The sequence below is a fragment of the Nocardioides thalensis genome, assembly GCF_013410655.1.
GTDB classification, from domain to species: domain Bacteria; phylum Actinomycetota; class Actinomycetes; order Propionibacteriales; family Nocardioidaceae; genus Nocardioides; species Nocardioides thalensis.
The window spans coordinates 3783447-3799571 of record NZ_JACCFP010000001.1; the positions used below are offsets into that span (position 1 = coordinate 3783447).

Annotated in this window: 14 protein-coding genes; 5 read left to right on the forward strand and 9 right to left on the reverse strand. The window is 72.9% G+C overall.

Translation table 11 applies throughout. The features are described from left to right. The first annotated feature begins 43 nt into the window (after positions 1 to 43). Genes HNR19_RS18435 through HNR19_RS18445 form a run of 3 tightly spaced genes read left to right on the forward strand, consistent with a single transcriptional unit; the run spans position 44 to position 3655 of the window. Positions 44 to 2440 (forward strand): VldE C-terminal domain-containing protein, encoded by a 2397-nt coding sequence (locus HNR19_RS18435; RefSeq protein ID WP_179669268.1) that lies wholly within the window; start codon positions 44 to 46, stop codon positions 2438 to 2440. Between the two features lies 1 nt (position 2441). Beyond that, the gene (locus HNR19_RS18440) at positions 2442 to 3065 is read left to right on the forward strand and encodes a hypothetical protein (protein WP_179669269.1); all 624 of its coding nucleotides are present in this window, start codon (positions 2442 to 2444) and stop codon (positions 3063 to 3065) included. Continuing rightward, the gene (locus HNR19_RS18445) at positions 3062 to 3655 is read left to right on the forward strand and encodes a hypothetical protein (RefSeq protein ID WP_179669270.1); all 594 of its coding nucleotides are present in this window, start codon (positions 3062 to 3064) and stop codon (positions 3653 to 3655) included. Before HNR19_RS18440 ends, HNR19_RS18445 begins: the two co-directional genes overlap by 4 nt. A gap of 208 nt (positions 3656 to 3863) precedes the next feature. Here the strand turns inward: HNR19_RS18445 and HNR19_RS18450 are convergent, their stop codons facing one another. Beyond that, complete coding sequence (locus HNR19_RS18450) at positions 3864 to 4127, reverse strand: hypothetical protein (protein ID WP_179669271.1); 264 nt, start codon at positions 4125 to 4127, stop codon at positions 3864 to 3866. A gap of 115 nt (positions 4128 to 4242) precedes the next feature. Between HNR19_RS18450 and HNR19_RS18455 the strand changes: the two genes are divergently transcribed. Then, on the forward strand, positions 4243 to 5673 hold the full coding sequence (locus tag HNR19_RS18455; RefSeq protein ID WP_179669272.1) for a hypothetical protein: 1431 nt from the start codon (positions 4243 to 4245) through the stop codon (positions 5671 to 5673). A gap of 16 nt (positions 5674 to 5689) precedes the next feature. Here HNR19_RS18455 and HNR19_RS18460 read toward each other — a convergent pair whose 3' ends face one another. The 6 genes from HNR19_RS18460 to HNR19_RS18485 all read right to left on the reverse strand — a co-directional run bounded on the left by HNR19_RS18460 (position 5690) and on the right by HNR19_RS18485 (position 11128). Continuing rightward, positions 5690 to 5875 (reverse strand): DUF3073 domain-containing protein, encoded by a 186-nt coding sequence (locus HNR19_RS18460; protein ID WP_179669273.1) that lies wholly within the window; start codon positions 5873 to 5875, stop codon positions 5690 to 5692. A gap of 140 nt (positions 5876 to 6015) precedes the next feature. After that, a complete protein-coding gene (gene purM / locus HNR19_RS18465; RefSeq protein WP_179669274.1) occupies positions 6016 to 7086 on the reverse strand; it encodes a phosphoribosylformylglycinamidine cyclo-ligase in 1071 nt (356 codons plus the stop codon). 9 nt (positions 7087 to 7095) lie between these two features. Further along, positions 7096 to 8550, reverse strand: a complete 1455-nt coding sequence (purF, locus tag HNR19_RS18470) for an amidophosphoribosyltransferase (RefSeq protein ID WP_343047270.1) — start codon at positions 8548 to 8550, stop codon at positions 7096 to 7098. A 164-nt stretch (positions 8551 to 8714) separates the two neighbouring features. After that, the gene (locus HNR19_RS18475) at positions 8715 to 10085 is read right to left on the reverse strand and encodes a dipeptidase (protein ID WP_179669275.1); all 1371 of its coding nucleotides are present in this window, start codon (positions 10083 to 10085) and stop codon (positions 8715 to 8717) included. Between the two features lie 30 nt (positions 10086 to 10115). Next, positions 10116 to 10745, reverse strand: a complete 630-nt coding sequence (locus HNR19_RS18480) for a permease prefix domain 1-containing protein (protein WP_179669276.1) — start codon at positions 10743 to 10745, stop codon at positions 10116 to 10118. A 62-nt stretch (positions 10746 to 10807) separates the two neighbouring features. After that, positions 10808 to 11128 (reverse strand): PadR family transcriptional regulator, encoded by a 321-nt coding sequence (locus HNR19_RS18485; RefSeq protein ID WP_179669277.1) that lies wholly within the window; start codon positions 11126 to 11128, stop codon positions 10808 to 10810. Between the two features lie 87 nt (positions 11129 to 11215). Between HNR19_RS18485 and HNR19_RS18490 the strand changes: the two genes are divergently transcribed. Further along, entirely contained in the window at positions 11216 to 13333 is a 2118-nt protein-coding gene (locus HNR19_RS18490; protein ID WP_218910313.1) for an MMPL family transporter, read from the forward strand. Here HNR19_RS18490 and HNR19_RS18495 read toward each other — a convergent pair. Next, a complete protein-coding gene (locus HNR19_RS18495; protein ID WP_179669278.1) occupies positions 13330 to 13695 on the reverse strand; it encodes a sterol carrier family protein in 366 nt (121 codons plus the stop codon). The genes HNR19_RS18490 and HNR19_RS18495 overlap by 4 nt on opposite strands. Before the next feature lie 20 nt (positions 13696 to 13715). Next, positions 13716 to 16070, reverse strand: a complete 2355-nt coding sequence (locus tag HNR19_RS18500; protein ID WP_179669279.1) for an arylsulfatase — start codon at positions 16068 to 16070, stop codon at positions 13716 to 13718. Between the last annotated feature and the right edge of the window lie 55 nt (positions 16071 to 16125).

Genomic DNA, 16125 nt, shown 5'->3' on the forward strand with positions numbered 1-16125 from the left:
ACGGTAGAGTGCCCGTCTGTCTGGCCAGGAGGAGAACAGCACGATGGCGAACTCGCGATCCGCGCTGCTGGCGTCGGCACTCCTCGCCCTGGCCCTCGGCGGTACGACGACCGCGGCCCTTCCGGCGGGCGCCCGCGACGCAGCGCCGTCCCCCGCCGCTGCGCGGCCGGCGGACACCTGCCCCATCCCGGTCGCGCTCCAGACCCGGCCGGCCTGGTCCAACCCGGTCGTCGCGGAGGTCGCGACCCCGTTCGGCGAGCGGCGCCACCCCGTCCTGGGCTTCGTCAAGGAGCACACCGGGGTCGACCTCGCGGTGACCGGCGAACGCCCACGCGTGCACGCCGCCGGGCCGGGCACGGTGAGCGAGGTCGGCAAGGACGTGGTGGTCATCGACCACGGCGCCGGGGTGGAGACCCGCTACGAGCACGTCGACCCGCTGCGGCTGACCCGCTACGGGAAGATCGACGCCGGCGAGCCGATCGGCACCGTGGCGCCCGACCCCGCGACCGGGGAGCGACTGCTCCACCTCGAGGTGCGCCAGGACGGCGTGCCGGTCGACCCCGTCGCGTTCCTCGAGACCAAGGAGGTCGCCCTCGGCGAGACGCCGGTGACCAAGGTCGTCGAGGAGCCCCTGCCGAAGGGCGAGGAGCCGCCTCCCGAGCAGGAGCCGGAGCCGGAGACCGAGACCGCCCAGACCGGCTCGGGCAGCGGCATCGTGCTCGGCGAGCTCGGGGAGATCACCGGCGTCGCCGGCGGGCCGGTGTCCGGCACGATCACGACCTCGGTCGCCAACATCCCGAACCGCACCTCCGACTCGGGCTTCGCATCGTCGATGGGCACCCTGTCGTCGGCGGGGTCCGACTTCATCCTCCTCAACGAGATCAGCCGCCACAGCAACGACAACATGCGCGCGCTCGCTCCCGGCTACGACGTCTATCGCGACCCGGTGCCGGACCGCACGCAGGGCGGCGCCGGCCAGTCGATGAACAACGCGGTCATGTGGAACACCGATCGCTGGTCGCTGCTCGACGGCGGCCGGGTCAAGGTCGTCGACGACGACCGCGGCTTCCACAGCGGCCGGGCGTTCGTGTGGGACCGCTACGCCACCTGGGCGCTGCTCCAGCGCACCGACGGCGCGGTCGTCGGCGTCGTCTCGAGCCACATGCCGACCAACCCGGGCAAGTTCCCCCGGCAGCACGGCAGCCCCGGCATGAGCCGCGTCGAGCAGTACGCCCGCGGCATGGACATCACCCTGTCGCTGGTGCGCGCGCTCTCGGCGTACGGCCCGGTCCTCTACGGCGGCGACATGAACTCCCACCACTCCCAGGGGTCGTGGACGGCGGCGGCCAAGATGACGGCGGCCGGCTACGACTACGCCAAGGACCAGGGCGTGATGTACATCTTCTACCCGCCCGGGACCACGCTCGGCTCCCACCGGCAGGTCGGCGTCGCCTCCGACCATCCGGCGATCATCACGACCATCAACATGAACGGCCAGGCGCCCCAGCCCGACACCGACGCCGGGCCGGAGGAGGGCGCGGCCGCCGGACCGCTGGTGATGCCCCAGGCCCTCCTGCCGAGCCGGCTCGAGCTCCCCCAGGGAGACCGGATCAGCGGCGACCAGATCGAGAACGCCGCGGAGATCATCGCCCGCGGGCGCGAGGCGGGGCTGCCGCCCGACGCCTGGGTGGTCGCCGTCGCGGCCGCCTTGGCCGACTCGGGACTCACCAACCTCGAGCAGGGCGACCGGCTCGGGGTCTTCCGGCAGCGCCCGGACGCCGGCACCGGCGACGCCGAGTCGATCCAGGACCCCGAGCACGCCGCCGACGCGTTCTACGGCGTCGCCGAGGGCGTCCGCAACCCCGGCCTGACCGACATCGCCTGGAGCACCATGACCGTCGGCGAGGCCGCCGCCACCGTGCAGCGCTCTCCCTTCCCTGACCTCTACGACGAGCGCGAGGCCGACGCCCGCTACGTCGTCGAGCAGCTCACCGGCGTCGCGTTCCCGGGCTCGGACTCATGCGGCCGCCCCGCGGTCGGCTACTGCCCGCCGACCCCGTGGACCGACCTCGAGCGCGAGCTCAGCGCCGCCACCACCGAGGTGCTCCGGTGCCTCCAGGAGGCGTTCCCCGAGGTCACGTCGTACGCCGGCCGCGGTGACTCCTGCGAGGGGCGGCACGGGCTCGACGTGCTCGTCGCGGACGGCCGTCGGCCGATGGCGAAGGGCGTCCAGGCGACCGGCGACGCCGTCGCCGCCTTCCTGACCGACCACGCCGAGCAGCTCGACGTCGGCTACGTCATCTGGGCGGGCGAGACCTGGTCGCCCGACCAGGCCGACGCCGGCTGGCGCCCCTACCAGCCGCGCACCGGGCCGACCGACGACCCGTCGCTGATGCACTTCGACCGGGTGCACGTCGCCCTCTCCGAGAGCGCCTGCTGAGTTGGCACAGGGGACGCGCAAGAAGGTCGTCGAGCGGAAGGGGTCGGGCCGCTCCGGCGGCTTCCCCGACTCCGCGGTCTGGATCCTCGCGCTCGGACTGCTGGTCGCGCTCGTGGTCGCGACCGTGATGTTCCTGGCGCCGGGCGACCTCGCCGACCTGGCACCGGGCGATGACGACGAGTCGCCGACGGCGAGCGCCGGCGCCGACGATGACGACGACGGCGGCGGCGCCGGCGGTCCCTGGGACCCCTACGCCACCAGCACCTACGGAGGTCGCGCCGACACCGAGCAGGCGCGCGGCGACTGGGAGCCCGTCGTCGAGAGGTTCACCACCCGGTTCCTCGACCCGGAGTCGCGCGCGTGGCTCGCCGAGCTGCGACCGCTCGTGACCCGGCAGCTCTACGCCCGGCTGCGGCAGGTCGACCCCGCCAACGTCCCGTCCGGGCGCTTCGTCGCCGCCGAGGTGGTCGACTCCGGCGACACGGCTGCCGACGTCGACGTCGAGGTGCGCTCGCCCGGCGGTGCGTGGGTGCTCGGCGTCCGCGTCGTCGACCTGCCCGAGGACGGCGTGGGCTGGCGGGTCTACGGCTACGAGAACCGCACGGCCGAGGACGGTGACGCATGAGGACGCGCAGGACCGTGCTCGGCGTACTGGCCGGGCTCCTCGCCGTCGCGACCGTGGCCGGCTGCAGCGACAGCGGCGAGGACCCGGCCGCCGGGCCGACCACTTCCGCGTCGCCGTCCGAGCGGCCACCGGAGGTCGACGACGACCGCGAGGGAGAGCAGGTCAGCTGCCCGCCCGACGCGGCCGCGGCGACCGCCGAGGAGCAGCAGGTCGCACGCGTCGCCCGCTGCGCCGTGGTCGCCTACACCGAGTTCTCCTGGCGCGACCAGGACCACCGCGCGTTCCTCGACCGGGTGGAGCCTTACGCGACCGAGGCGTTCGCGGCCGAGCTCCGCGAGCTGTTCGGCGAGGACGTGCCCGCCGAGGCGGCGGCCTGGGACGAGCTCGTGGCCGCCCGCACCCTGCAGCGCACGATCGTGCTCGACTCCGACGCCAGCCGCGCCGAGGGCGAGGGCTGGACCGTCACGGTCGACGTCGACACCGAGCGCCGTACCGAGGCCGACGACTGGGAGCCGTACGGCGAGCCGCGCACCCTCCGGGTGTCGGTCGTGCCCGACCGTGGCGGCTGGCTCGTCGCCGACATCTCCTGAGCCGCGCCGGATTTCATCCGATGATTACCTGCGCCACATTCAGAAGTTTTCTTTCGTGAACTAGGGACAACACGCCCTCCGGCGCGGCATCATATTTCTTGCCCCGCCGGTGACCCGAGACGCCGGCGGGGCTTCCAACGCCCGCGACGCCGCCCCACACGGCATCGCGGGCGTTGGTCGTTCTCGGGCCCTCCGGACGCGCCGGTCCTCAGTGCCCGAGCGCGGCGGCGCGCGGGTCGCGGTGGCTGCGCCAGGCCCCGCCGGCGATGCCGGCCAGGATCACCAACGCGGCGCCGCCGGCGATCAGCCCGAGGGTGTCCTCGCGGCCGGCCGTCGTGGTCGCCATCTCGGCGCGCTGCTCGGACCCACCCTCGCCGCGCTCCTCCGCGGCCGCGGCCGGTGCGGCGGCCACGGCCCCGAGGAGCGCGAGCAGCACGAGCAGGGCCGCGAGCGCGCATCGTAGGGAGGTCATGTCGTCACAATGCCCCGACCCGCCGGAATGATCTCGTTTGCGATCAGCGTGATCAGAATGCCGATGACGGGCACGTCGCCTTGAGTCGGCGCCCGGCGTCGACAAGAGTCGAGAAGTGTTCCCCCAGTTCGAGGTCGCGACCCGGCTTCGCCCGGTCGCCGTCGTCGGCACCGTCTCCTTCTCGGAGGAGTACGACGCCGCGGTCCCCCGCTCCGCCTCAGCTCCCACGCCGCACCCGGCGCCGTACGCCGCCGTCGAGGTGGACCTCACCGGCGACGCGCCGGCGGGCCGGCTGTCGCTGGCCCTGGCGGCGGCTGACGGGACCAGGCTCGCGGTGCGCCTGGAGCCCAAGCGTCGCGACGCCGACCTCGAGGTGACGACCGGCGGCGAGTCGACGGTCCACCGCAGCCGGCGCCACGGTCGGGCGCCGGTCTCACCGACCCGGGTCGGGCTCGCGCTCACCGGCACCCACGTCTCCGCGCTCACTGAAGAGCGCGGGCACTGGGTCGTGCGGGCGCGGGTCGGCCTGGAGGACCTCGGCGTCGACGTCCGCGACCTCGGCTGGCTCGCCACCCTGGAGAGCAGCTGGTCGTGGTCGGGGGACGACGGCCCCGCCCCGGTGTCCGGCTGGCGGGCGGGCGGGTTCGGCCGGCTGGGCCTGCGCGACCTGCGGCTGGTCACCGAGCGCGACGGCTCGCCGTACCGCCCCGACGGGCCCGACGGCCCCGTGCTGCTGACGGCGACCAGCGCCGGCCCCGGATTCTTCGACACGGCGCACACGTCCGTCTGGTCCATCGATCCCGACACCCCCGAGCTGCGCCATCTCAGCGACCTGTTCTTCGAGCGACCCGACGCGCCGGGGGGCTACGGCGACCACGCCACGCACCTCGTGCGCGACGGCGACCGCTGGCTGGTCGCGACGTCGACCTGGGGCGACTTCGACCCGCGGGCCAAGGATGCGTCGATGCGCATCACGCTGGCCGAGACCGGCGCGGACCTGCTCACCGGCCGCCACCGGCTGCCGACCCGCGAGCTCGCCGTGCCGACCGACGGGCTGGCGTCGGTCGGCGTCTGGGACCCGCACCTGGTGCACACGGGCACCGAGTGGCTGGTGGGGTTCGTCAGCGCGCGCCGCTTCTTCGACTTCCACCCGGCGTACGCCGCCGGGCCGTCCCTCGACGACCTGACGCTGCGCGGCGCGGTCACCGACCGCACCGCGACCGAGGGGACGACGATCCTCCCGCACGGCGACGGGTGGCTGCTGCTGGCCAGCGACGGGCCGGACAACCCGCGGGGGCGGCGCGCGCAGTACCCGGTGTTCGCCCTCAACGGTGCGCTCCACCAGACGGGCACGCTGCGGGCGCCGTACCCGACGAACATCCCGTGGCCCACGCTCGTGCCGCCCGCGCCCGGCGGCGCGACCGGTCGCGGCTCCGGCGAGTGGTGGCTGGTGACCTTCGACGGGACGCGCTACGGAGGCGCGCTACCGGGCTACGGCACGCACGGCGACGTTGTGCTGCTGCGCGGTGTGGAGGAGGCGGACTGATCCAGGCTGAGCGGGGTCAGTCGCGCGGGTCGGCGTAGTCCGACCACTTGTCGAGGTCCTCCGGGACCTCGGCGTCCCGCTTCTCCGAGGAGTCGTCACCGTGGAGCTCGCGTGCGAGCGCCCCGATGTCCACCTCGTGAGTGCGGTACTTCAGGTCGCGTGCGACCTTCGTCTGCTTGGCTTTCGCTCGGCCGCGGCCCATAGGGTCCAGCCCCCTCGCACACTTGGCCGGGGCGCCTGTCCCCGGGCTACTGGTTACTCAATCTCGTGGGGACAACGCTACCTGTTAGGTGGGTGTTCCCGCACGTCGGGCGGCGCGTTGGGCCGTGTTTCGTGCGTCTCCTACCAGCCGGGGTGCTGGCCGACGAGGTTGACCGACCCCTGCTGCTGCGGATCGACCACGACCTCGCCCGCGACCCAGGCGTCGATCCCGTGGTCGGCGAGGCGCGCCAGAGCGGTGTCGACGGAGTCGGGCGCGGTCAGCGCGACCATGCCGACGCCGCAGTTGAGCGTGGCCTCGAGGTCGGGCTGGGAGACGTCGCCGACCTGGCGGACCAGGTCGAAGACCGGGCCGGGCGTCCAGGTGGTCCGGTCGATCGTGGCCGCGAGCTCGACCGGCATCACCCGGGCGAGGTTGTTGGCCAGGCCGCCGCCCGTGACGTGGGCCATCGCGTGGGTCTCGGTCTCTCGGGCGAGGGCCAGGCCGGCCTTGGTGTAGATCCGGGTCGGCTCGAGGAGCTCCTCGCCGAGCGTGCGGCCGAGCTCGTCGACCTGCCGGTCGACGGTCCACCCGGCCTGGGTGAAGAAGACGTGCCGGGCCAGGGAGTAGCCGTTGGAGTGCAGGCCGCTCGCCGCCATCGCGATGACGACGTCGCCCGGGCGGACCCGGCCGGGGCCGAGCAGGCCGTCGGCCTCCACCACGCCGGTGGTGGCGCCGGCGACGTCGTACTCGTCGGGCGCGAGGAGGCCGGGGTGCTCCGCGGTCTCGCCGCCGACGAGCGCGCAGCCGGCCTCGACGCAGGCCTCGGCGATGCCCTTGACGATCGCGGCGATCCGCTCGGGCACGACCTTGCCCGTGGCGATGTAGTCGGTCATGAACAGCGGCTCGGCGCCGCAGACGACCAGGTCGTCGACGACCATGCCGACCAGGTCGAAGCCGATCGTGTCGTGCTTGTCCATCATCTGCGCGACCGCGACCTTGGTGCCGACGCCGTCGGTCGAGGTGGCCAGCAGCGGCCGCTTGTACGACGTCAGCGCGCTCGCGTCGAAGAGGCCGGCGAACCCGCCGAGCCCGCCCACCATCTCGGGCCGACGCGCCTTCTCGACCCAGGTCTTCATCAGGTCGACCGCGCGGTCGGCGGCGTGGATGTCGACGCCGGCCTGGGCGTAGGCGTTGCCTTGGTTGTCGGTCAACGTCGTTCCTTACGGGTTGTTGAGGACGGGCAGCGCCTCGCGCGGCGCGGCGATCGTCGCCTCGAGCAGGTGCTTGCCGAGGAGGCTCTCGTCGGGCAGCGGGATCGGGTAGTCGCCCGTGAAGCAGGCCGTGCAGAGGCTGCTGGCCGGCTGGTCGGTCGCCTCGATCATCCCGTCGAGCGAGATGTAGCCGAGGCTGTCGGCTCCGATGCTCGCCGCGATCTCGTCGACGTCGAGCCCGTTGGCGATCAGCTCGGCGCGGGTGGCGAAGTCGATGCCGTAGAAGCAGGGCCACTTCACCGGCGGGCTCGAGATCCGCACGTGCACCTCGGTCGCGCCGGCCTCGCGGAGCATCCGGACCTGGGCGCGCTGGGTGTTGCCGCGCACGATCGAGTCGTCGACCACCACGATCCGCTTGCCGCGGATCATGTGCTCGAGGGCGTTGAGCTTGAGCCGGATGCCCAGCTGACGCAGGGTCTGGCTCGGCTGGATGAAGGTGCGGCCGACGTACGAGTTCTTCACGAAGCCCTGGCCGAACGGGATGCCCGACTCCTCGGCGTAGCCGGTGGCGGGCGGAGTGCCGGACTCGGGGACGGGGATGACCAGGTCGGCGTCGACCGGGAACTCGCGGGCGAGCTGGCGGCCCATCTCGACGCGTGCCTCGTGGACGCTGCGGCCGGCGATGTTGGCGTCGGGCCGGGCGAGGTAGACGTACTCGAACACGCACCCCTTGCGCTGGGGTTGGGCGAACTTGTGGGATCGCAGGCCGGACTCGTCGATGACGATGAGCTCGCCCGGTTCGATCTCGCGCACCACGCTCGCGCCGACGGTGGCCAGGGCGGCGTCCTCGCTCGCGACGACCCAGCCGCGGTCGAGGCGGCCGAGCACCAGCGGCCGGATGCCCTCCGGGTCGCGGGCGGCGTACAGCGTGTCCTCGTTCATCCAGACGAACGAGAACGCGCCCCTGATCTGCGGCAGCAGCTCGAGGGCCCGCTGCTCCAGCGAGACGTCGGGGTGGTGCGCGAGCAGCGCCGTCACCAGGCTGGTGTCGTTGGTGGTCGCCTCGAGCTGTTGGGCGTGGATGTCGAGCTCGTCCTCGTCGCTCGGCAGGTCGGTGACCATCTGCGCGAGGTCGGCGGTGTTGACCAGGTTGCCGTTGTGGCCGAGGGCGATCGAGCCGTGCGCGGTCGGGCGGAACGTCGGCTGGGCGTTCTGCCAGGTGCTGCCGCCGGTGGTGGAGTAGCGGCAGTGGCCCACCGCGAGGTGGCCCGTGAACGACTCCAGGGTGTTCTCGTCGAACACCTGCGAGACCAGGCCCATGTCCTTGAAGACGAGGATCTGACGGCCGTTGCTGACCGAGATGCCGGCCGACTCCTGCCCGCGGTGCTGAAGGGCGTAGAGCCCGAAGTAGGTGAGCTTGGCTACGTCCTCACCGGGGGCCCACACGCCGAAGACTCCGCACACGGTCCCCAGCCTAGCGGCGGGAGGGCCTCAGTCCGGATTCCTGGACGGCGTGGGATCGGCCACGCGCGTGGGGTAACTCAGTGTTACGACCGCTCCCTCGGCGCTGTGACCGGTCACAGCACCGAGGGAGCGGATCTAACACTGAGTTACAGCACCGCCGCCGCTCACCCGCCCAGGTTGCGCAGCAGGAGCGCCTCGGCCAGCAGCACCTTCTCGAACTCGGCGAGATGGAGGCCCTCGTTGGGGCCGTGCGCGCGGGTGTCGGGGTCCTCGACGCCGGTGACCAGCACGGAGGCCCCGGGGAAGTTCTCGAGGAAGTCGGCGATGAACGGGATCGAGCCGCCGACGCCCATGTCGACCGGCGCGGTGCCCTCCCAGGCCTCGGTGAAGGCGGCGCGCGCGGCGTCGTACGCCGGCCCGGTCGGGTCGATGGCGATCGGCTCGCCGGTGTCGACGACCTTCGTGCTCAGGTGGGCGCCCCAGGGGACGTGCTTCTCGAGGTGCTCCTGGAGGCGGGCGACGGCGTTCTCGCTGGTGTCGCCGGGCGCGATCCGGACCGTGACGCGCGCCCGCGCCATCGGGACCAGGGTGTTGGACGCGCCCTCGACCTTCGGGGCGTCGAAGCCGGTGACGGTGATCGCGGGCTGGGTCCACATCCGCTCGACGGTGGAGCCGCTGCCGACCCACTCGAGGCCCTCGATGGCGCCGGACTCGGCGCGGAGCCGCTCCTCGGGATACTCGACGTCGGCGGCCGGGCCGCTCACCAGGCCGTCGACGGCCGGCGAGCCGTCGGGCGCCCACAGCGAGTCGAGCATCCGGACCATCGCCATGATCGCGTCGGGCGCGAGCCCGCCCCACATGCCGGAGTGGACCGCGTGGTCGAGCGTGCGCACCTCGACGTCGACCCGGATCAGGCCGCGGAGGCTGGTGGTGAGCGCCGGGACGCCGATGTCCCAGTTGCCGGAGTCGGCGATGACGATCACGTCGGCGGCCAGGCGGTCCTTGTAGGCCTCGAGCAGCTGCGGAAGGGTAGCCGAGGCCACCTCCTCCTCGCCCTCGATGAACAGCCGCAGGGTGACCGGGAGGTCGTCGCCGAACGCGCGGGCCGCGGCGAGGTGGGTCACGATGCCGGCCTTGTCGTCGGCGGCGCCGCGGCCGTAGAGCCGGACGTCGCCGTGGGCGTCGGCCCGCTCGGTCGGCTCGTACGGGGGGCTGTCCCACTCGGCGTGGTCGTTCTCGGGCTGGACGTCGTGGTGGGCGTAGAGCAGCACCGTCGGCGCGCCCTCCGGGCCCTTCTTCTCGCCGACGATCGCGGGCGGGGCGCCGTCGTAGGCGCGGACGATCTCGGCGTCGAAGCCCTCGGCCGCGAACAGCTCCAGCGTCTTCTGGGCCGACTTCTCGACCTCGGACAGCCGGGCGGGGTCCGCGCTGACGGACTCGATGCGGACGAGGTCCTCGAGGTCGCTCCGGATGCCCGGGAGGGTGGCGGCGATGCGGGACTTGAGGTCGTCGGTCGTGAGGCGGCTCTGGCTCATGGCCTCAACCTACAAGCGGCCCCGCGGGACTCAGCAAAGCGCGAGAGTACGGCGCGCGGAGGTGCCCACCAGCGACAGCGGAACCACCAGGAAGACCACCGTAAGGGCGATCACGGTGGGCGTCACCGCGCCTGCCACCAGCATGAGCGAGACGCCGGTCAGCTTCACCGACACGGCGGCGACCATGCCGTACCAGGCGGCGACCCGAGCGGTGCGCCGGCTGTCGGTGACCCAGCGCTGCCCGACGAGCGTCAGCGCGAGGGCGGCCAGCCCACCGACGATGCCGAGGAACCCGACGACCTCGACCCCCGCGTCGAGCACGCGGTAGGCCGGCGAGTCGGGGTTGTGCCGGTGGCCAGCGATCTCGAGCCCGCCGTCCCACAGCAGCGGCTGGATGCCGAGCGCCACGAGCAGCAGCAGCGCCGTACGGCGGGCCGACGCGAGCGCGATGGTCGCCTGGAACCCCGGCGCCACCTCCGCCACGGTGCCGAAGTCGGCGACCGCCCGCTCCTCGGCCTCCGCCGGAGTGACGCCCGCGTCGACGTAGGCCTCCGCGGCGTCGTCGAGGTGGTCGGCCGCCTCGCGCACCAGGTCGCGCCGCGCCCGCCGGGGCCCGGCGAGGGCGGCGTCGAGGTCGGAGACATAGGTCGCGATGGACATCGGGCCCAGTCTGCGCCCGAAGGCGGCGGTCCGCATCGGGGACATCCCTGAGACCGCAGCCATCAGGCCTCCCCGAGCACGCCGCCGACCACCGCGGTGAAGGTGCGCCATTCGGCGCGGTGCGCCGCGAGCGCCTTCCGGCCGGCCCGGGAGAGCGTGTAGGTGCGGCGCCGCCGGCCGCCGACCTCGGCCCACGCGCTGTCGAGGTAGCCCGCGGCCTCGAGCCGCCGCAGTGCCGGGTAGACCGTGCCGGTCGGCAGGTCGAGCTCGCCGCCGCTGCGGACCTGGAGCGCCTCGATGATCGCGTAGCCGTGGAGCGGCTCCCCCTCCACGACGGCCAGGATCAGCGCGTCGAGGTGACCGCGGAGCACGTCTGCCTTCATGTAGACAGGCTACACAGCCGTCGTTATGTTGTCTGTCTATACGTTGGCTCGCTACCTATAGCGCGGCTACCCGAGAAGGAGACGACGATGACGACGACCGACGCGCGGCCCCGCGCCGCCGTACCGAACCGGATGGAGCGGCTCGCGACCTTCGCGCTGGCCCACCACTGGACCGCACTCGTCCTGTGGCTCGTGGCGCTCGTCGCGATCACGGTCGCCTCGACCGCCGTGGGCGACGACTACCGCAACGACATGTCGCTGCCGGGCACCGAGTCGCAGGAGATGATCGAGCTCCAGGAGGAGCACGGCATGACGTCCGGCGACACGGTGACCGTCGTGCTGCACGACGAGCGCGGCTGGGACACGGACGCCGACGCGGTCGCGGCCCTCACCTCGGAGGTCGGCGCCCAGGACCACGTCGCCGCGGTCACGCCGCCCGAACAGGACGGCGGCACCGTCTCCGCGGACGGTACGACGGCGCTGGTCACCGTCGCGATGGACGCTCCGGCCGGCGAGGTGCCGGCGGAGGACTACCGGGCGATCATCGACGCGGCGCAGGAGCACGCGACCGACGACCTCCAGGTCGAGCTGTCGGGCGACGGGATCCGAGAGGCGCAGCAGAGCGAGGCGGGAGGCGGCGCGGAGGGCATCGGGATGCTCGCGGCGCTCGTGATCCTGCTGTTCATGTTCGGCTCGTTCCTCGCGGCGAGCCTGCCGATCGTGACCGCGATCTTCGCCGTGGGCTCCACGTTCGGGCTGGTCACCCTCATCTCCCACCTGACGATGGTGCCGGACTACACCGCGCCGATGCTGATGCTCGTCGGCCTCGGCGTCGGCATCGACTACGCGCTCCTGGTGTTCTCCCGCTTCCGCAGCGAGCTGCTGCTGCACGCCGACCGCGAGGCCGCGACCCGGGTCGCGATCGACACTGCCGGCCGGTCCGTGCTCTTCGCCGGGGCGAGCGTGATCCTCGCGCTGGCGGGTCTCTACTCGCTGCGGATGGGCTCGCTCCAGGGCGTGGTCCTCGGCGTGGCGCTGACCGTGCTGATGACGATGATCGCCTCGCTCACCCTGCTGCCGGCGCTGCTGACGGTGTTCGGAAAGCGCATCGAGCGGTCCGTGCTCAAGCACGCGGCGAAGACCGGGCGGGTGCCGGGCCAGCGCTGGCGCTCCTGGGCCCGCGTCGTGCAGCGCTACCCGTGGCCGGCGCTGGTCGTGTCGCTCCTCGCGCTCGGAGCGCTGTCGCTCCCCGCCCTCGGCATGAACCTCGGCTTCTCCGACGCCGGCAACGACCACTCCAGCACGACCACGCGCCAGGCCTACGACCTGGTCGAGGAGAAGTTCGGCGCGGGCGCCAACGGCCCGCTGGTGGTGATGACCGAGGGCACCCAGCAGGAGGCGGCCGCGGCGTACGACGAGGTGGCCGGCCATCCCGGCATCGCCGCGGCGAGCCCGCCCCGGCCGTCCGAGGACGGCGAGGTCTTCACCTCGCTGGCGTTCCCCGAGACCGGGCCGCAGGACGAGGCGACCTCCGACCTCGTGACCGAGCTGCGGTCCGACCTGGGCGAGCCCCACCTCGTCGGCGGGCCCACCGCGGCGCTGGTCGACTACTCAGCCACCGTGAGCGACCGCTTCCCGCTCTTCATCGGCCTGGTGGTCGGGCTCTCGGCCCTGCTGCTGATGGCGGTGTTCCGCTCGGTCCTGATCGCGATCAAGGCCGCCGTGCTCAACCTGCTGTCGATCGGGGCGTCGATGGGCGCGATCACGCTGGTGTTCCAGGACGGGCGCTTCGGCGCCGAGGCCGGGCCGATCGAGGCGTTCCTGCCGGTGATGATCTTCGCGATCGTGTTCGGCCTGTCGATGGACTACGAGGTGTTCCTCATGTCCCGGATGCACGAGGAGTGGACCCGCACCGGCGACGCGCAGCACTCCGTGCGCGAGGGCCTCGCCCACACGGGCGGGGTGATCACTGCCGCCGGCGCGATCATGGTCGTCGTGTTCGGCGCGTTCATCGCCTCGCCCGACCGGATGCTCCAGCAGATGGGGCTCGCCATGGCGGTCGCCGTGCTCCTCGACGCGGTGGTGATCAGATGCCTGGTCGTGCCGTCGGTGATGCGGCTGCTCGGCACCCGCGCGTGGTGGCTGCCGGGCTGGCTCGACCGGGTGCTGCCGCGGCTCGCGATCGAGCGGGAGCCGACGCGCTAGTCGGGCTCGATCGGGAGGTACGGCGCGAGGTCGGTCCGCTCGCCGCTTGCCGTGACCCGGTGCTCGGCGACCGCATCGGGCCACGTCAGGCGGCCGGTCGCGAGCGCGATCCACGTCTCGGCGTCGGTCTCGATGACCGCGGGCGGCGTACCCCTGGTGTGGCGGACGCCCTCGACGCACTGCACGGCGGCGTACGGCGGCACGCGGACCTCCACCGACCGGCCGGGGGCGCGCAGCTCGAGCACCGCGAGGTAGTGCTTGGTCAGCAGTCGCAGGTCGACCCGGTCGGCGGTGCCGGCAGCGACCCGGGTGAGCGCGTCGGCGACGTCGGCGGGGTCGGCGGGACGGAGACGGGCGGGCACCCCGTCATTGTGCCGGGCGGTCAGTGGTAGGCGAGCGCGGTCTCCAGCTGTTCGGCGATGCTCGGCTCGGTGGTGTCGCCTGCGACGAGCGCGACGGTGTGCACGGTGCCGGTGAACGCGTTGGCGTGGTCGAAGCCGTAGGCGTCGGTGACGGGCGAGCCGCGGTCGACACCCACGTTGAGGGTCTCGTCCACGGCGAAGGTTCGCGGCGCCGTACGCCCGACCCGGCCGGAGCCGACCTTGGTGCCGTCGACCAGCAGCGTGGCCACGCCTCCGCCGCCGAGCTCGCCGGGCGCCCCGTCGTAGGCGAACTCGAGGACGATCTCGTGCGGGCCCTCCCCCAGCGGCCGCTCGGCGGTCACGGAGAAGTGCTCGGTGCCGAGGAAGTTGTAGTGGTAGACCGGGCGCCCGGCGTCGAGGTAGAGCGACCAGCCTCCGAAGCGGCTGCCCTGCGCGACCACGACGCCGTCGGCACCGCCCGCCGGCACCTCGACGTGAGCGGTCACCGCGAACGACCCGTTCCTGAGGTTGGGCAGGTGCTGCTCGCGGACCCACTTGTCCTTCGGCGTGAGCACGGCGACCTGGCGGCGCGGCCGCCCGCTCTGTGCGAACGCCCGGGCGCCCGCGCCGTCGTCGAGCGGGAAGACCTGGAACCGCCGCGCCTCGGCCGCGAACAGCTCCTTCAGGTCGGCCAGCTTCTCGGGGTGCTCAGCCGCGACGTCGCGCGCCTGGGACCAGTCGGAGGTCGTGTCGTAGAGCTCCCAGACGTCGTCCTCGAACGTGCTGTCGGCGGGGTCGAAGAGCTTCCAGGGCACCCGGTGCTGGGCGACGGCGGTCCAGCCGTCGTGGTAGATCCCGCGGTTGCCGAGCATCTCGAAGTACTGGGTCGTGTGCCGGTCGGGCGCGTCCCCGTCGTCGAACGTGTAGCGGAAGGAGGTGCCCTCGATCGGGCGCTGGGCGACACCGTTGACGCTCTCGGGGTGCGGGATGCCCGCAGCCTCCAGGATGGTCGGGGCGACGTCGATGACGTGGTGCCACTGCTGGCGGACCGCGCCGCGGTCGCGGATGCCGGCCGGCCAGTGGACGACGAGCCCGTTGCGGGTTCCGCCGTAGTGGGACGCGACCTGCTTCGCCCACTGGTAGGGGGTGTCCATCGCGAAGGCCCAGCCCACGTTGTAGTGCGGGTACGTCGTCGGGCCGCCGATCTCGTCGAGCTGGTCGATCATGTCGGCGGACGGGTCGAAGAGCCCGTTGAAGACCCGCACCTCGTTGGTGGTGCCGTCGAACCCAGCCTCGGCGGAGGCGCCGTTGTCACCCAGGATGTAGAAGATCAGGGTGTTGTCGAGCTCTCCGGTGCGACGCAGGAACTCGACGACCTTGCCGATCTGCGCGTCGGTGTGCTCGGCGAACGCCGCGTAGGTCTCCATCAGCCGCTCGGCGAGCGTGCGCTGGGTGTCGTCGAGCGCGTCCCAGGTGGGCACGTCGCCCTGCCAGGGTGCGAGCTCGGTGTCCTCGGGCACGAGACCGAGCTCCTTCTGGCGGGCGAGGGTGATCTCGCGCTGCTCGGTGTAGCCGTGCGCGAACTCGCCGCGATAGGGGTTGTCGCGGCGGAGCTCCTCCGGGAGGTGGAACGGCGCGTGCGTCGCGCCGAAGGCGAGGTAGGTGAACCACGGCTTCTCGGGGTCGTGCGCCCGCACCCGGGTGATCCAGTCCGTCGCCTTCTCGACCAGGTCCTCGGAGAGGTGGTAGTCGCCCTCCTCCTGCGAGGGCAGCTCGACGTGGTTGGTCTGGTCGATGAGGGTGGGCGTGAACTGGCTGGTCTCGCCGAAGAACCCGCCGTAGAACCGCTCGAAGCCCTCGTTGGTCGGCCACCGGTCGAACGGCCCGCGGGCGGTCTGCTCCCACACCGGCGTCTGGTGCCACTTGCCGAACGCGCCGGTGGCGTAGCCGTTGAGGTTGAGCGTCTGCGCGAGGGTGGCGGCGTCCGGCCCGCGCATGCCGTCGTAGCCGGGTGCGTCGGTCGCCATCTCGGTCAGGACCCCCATCCCAACGCTGTGATGGTTGCGGCCGGTCAGCAGCGCCGCCCGGGTGGGCGCGCAGATGGCGGTGGTGTGGAAGCGGCCGAAGCGCAGGCCGTTGTCGGCGAGCTCCTCGGCCACCGGCATCCGGCACGGGCCGCCGAACGCGGAGGAGGCACCGAAGCCCATGTCGTCGAGGAGGATCACGAGCACGTTGGGCGCACCCTCGGGCGCCGTCAGCCGCGGCTGCGGCGGGAACGGCGCGGTCTGCTGGTTGCGGGTCTCCGCGGTCTCGACGGCCGGGCGCGGGGCGAAGGCCGGGAGGTGGGTGCGGTCGAGGGAGGGGGTGGTCGGCATGACGGCGACCGTAGGTCGGGGTGGTCACCGGCACACGGGTTGCGATCAGCGTGCA

Coding starts and splice junctions, on each gene's coding strand:
- HNR19_RS18435 (WP_179669268.1), top strand. CDS start 44: ATGGCGAACTCGCGATCCGCGCTGCTGGCGTCGGCACTCCTCGCCCTG.
- HNR19_RS18445 (WP_179669270.1), top strand. CDS start 3,062: ATGAGGACGCGCAGGACCGTGCTCGGCGTACTGGCCGGGCTCCTCGCC.
- HNR19_RS18450 (WP_179669271.1), bottom strand. CDS start 4,127: ATGACCTCCCTACGATGCGCGCTCGCGGCCCTGCTCGTGCTGCTCGCG.
- HNR19_RS18460 (WP_179669273.1), bottom strand. CDS start 5,875: ATGGGCCGCGGCCGAGCGAAAGCCAAGCAGACGAAGGTCGCACGCGAC.
- HNR19_RS18475 (WP_179669275.1), bottom strand. CDS start 10,085: ATGAGCCAGAGCCGCCTCACGACCGACGACCTCAAGTCCCGCATCGCC.
- HNR19_RS18480 (WP_179669276.1), bottom strand. CDS start 10,745: ATGTCCATCGCGACCTATGTCTCCGACCTCGACGCCGCCCTCGCCGGG.
- HNR19_RS18485 (WP_179669277.1), bottom strand. CDS start 11,128: ATGAAGGCAGACGTGCTCCGCGGTCACCTCGACGCGCTGATCCTGGCC.
- HNR19_RS18490 (WP_218910313.1), top strand. CDS start 11,216: ATGACGACGACCGACGCGCGGCCCCGCGCCGCCGTACCGAACCGGATG.
- HNR19_RS18500 (WP_179669279.1), bottom strand. CDS start 16,070: ATGCCGACCACCCCCTCCCTCGACCGCACCCACCTCCCGGCCTTCGCC.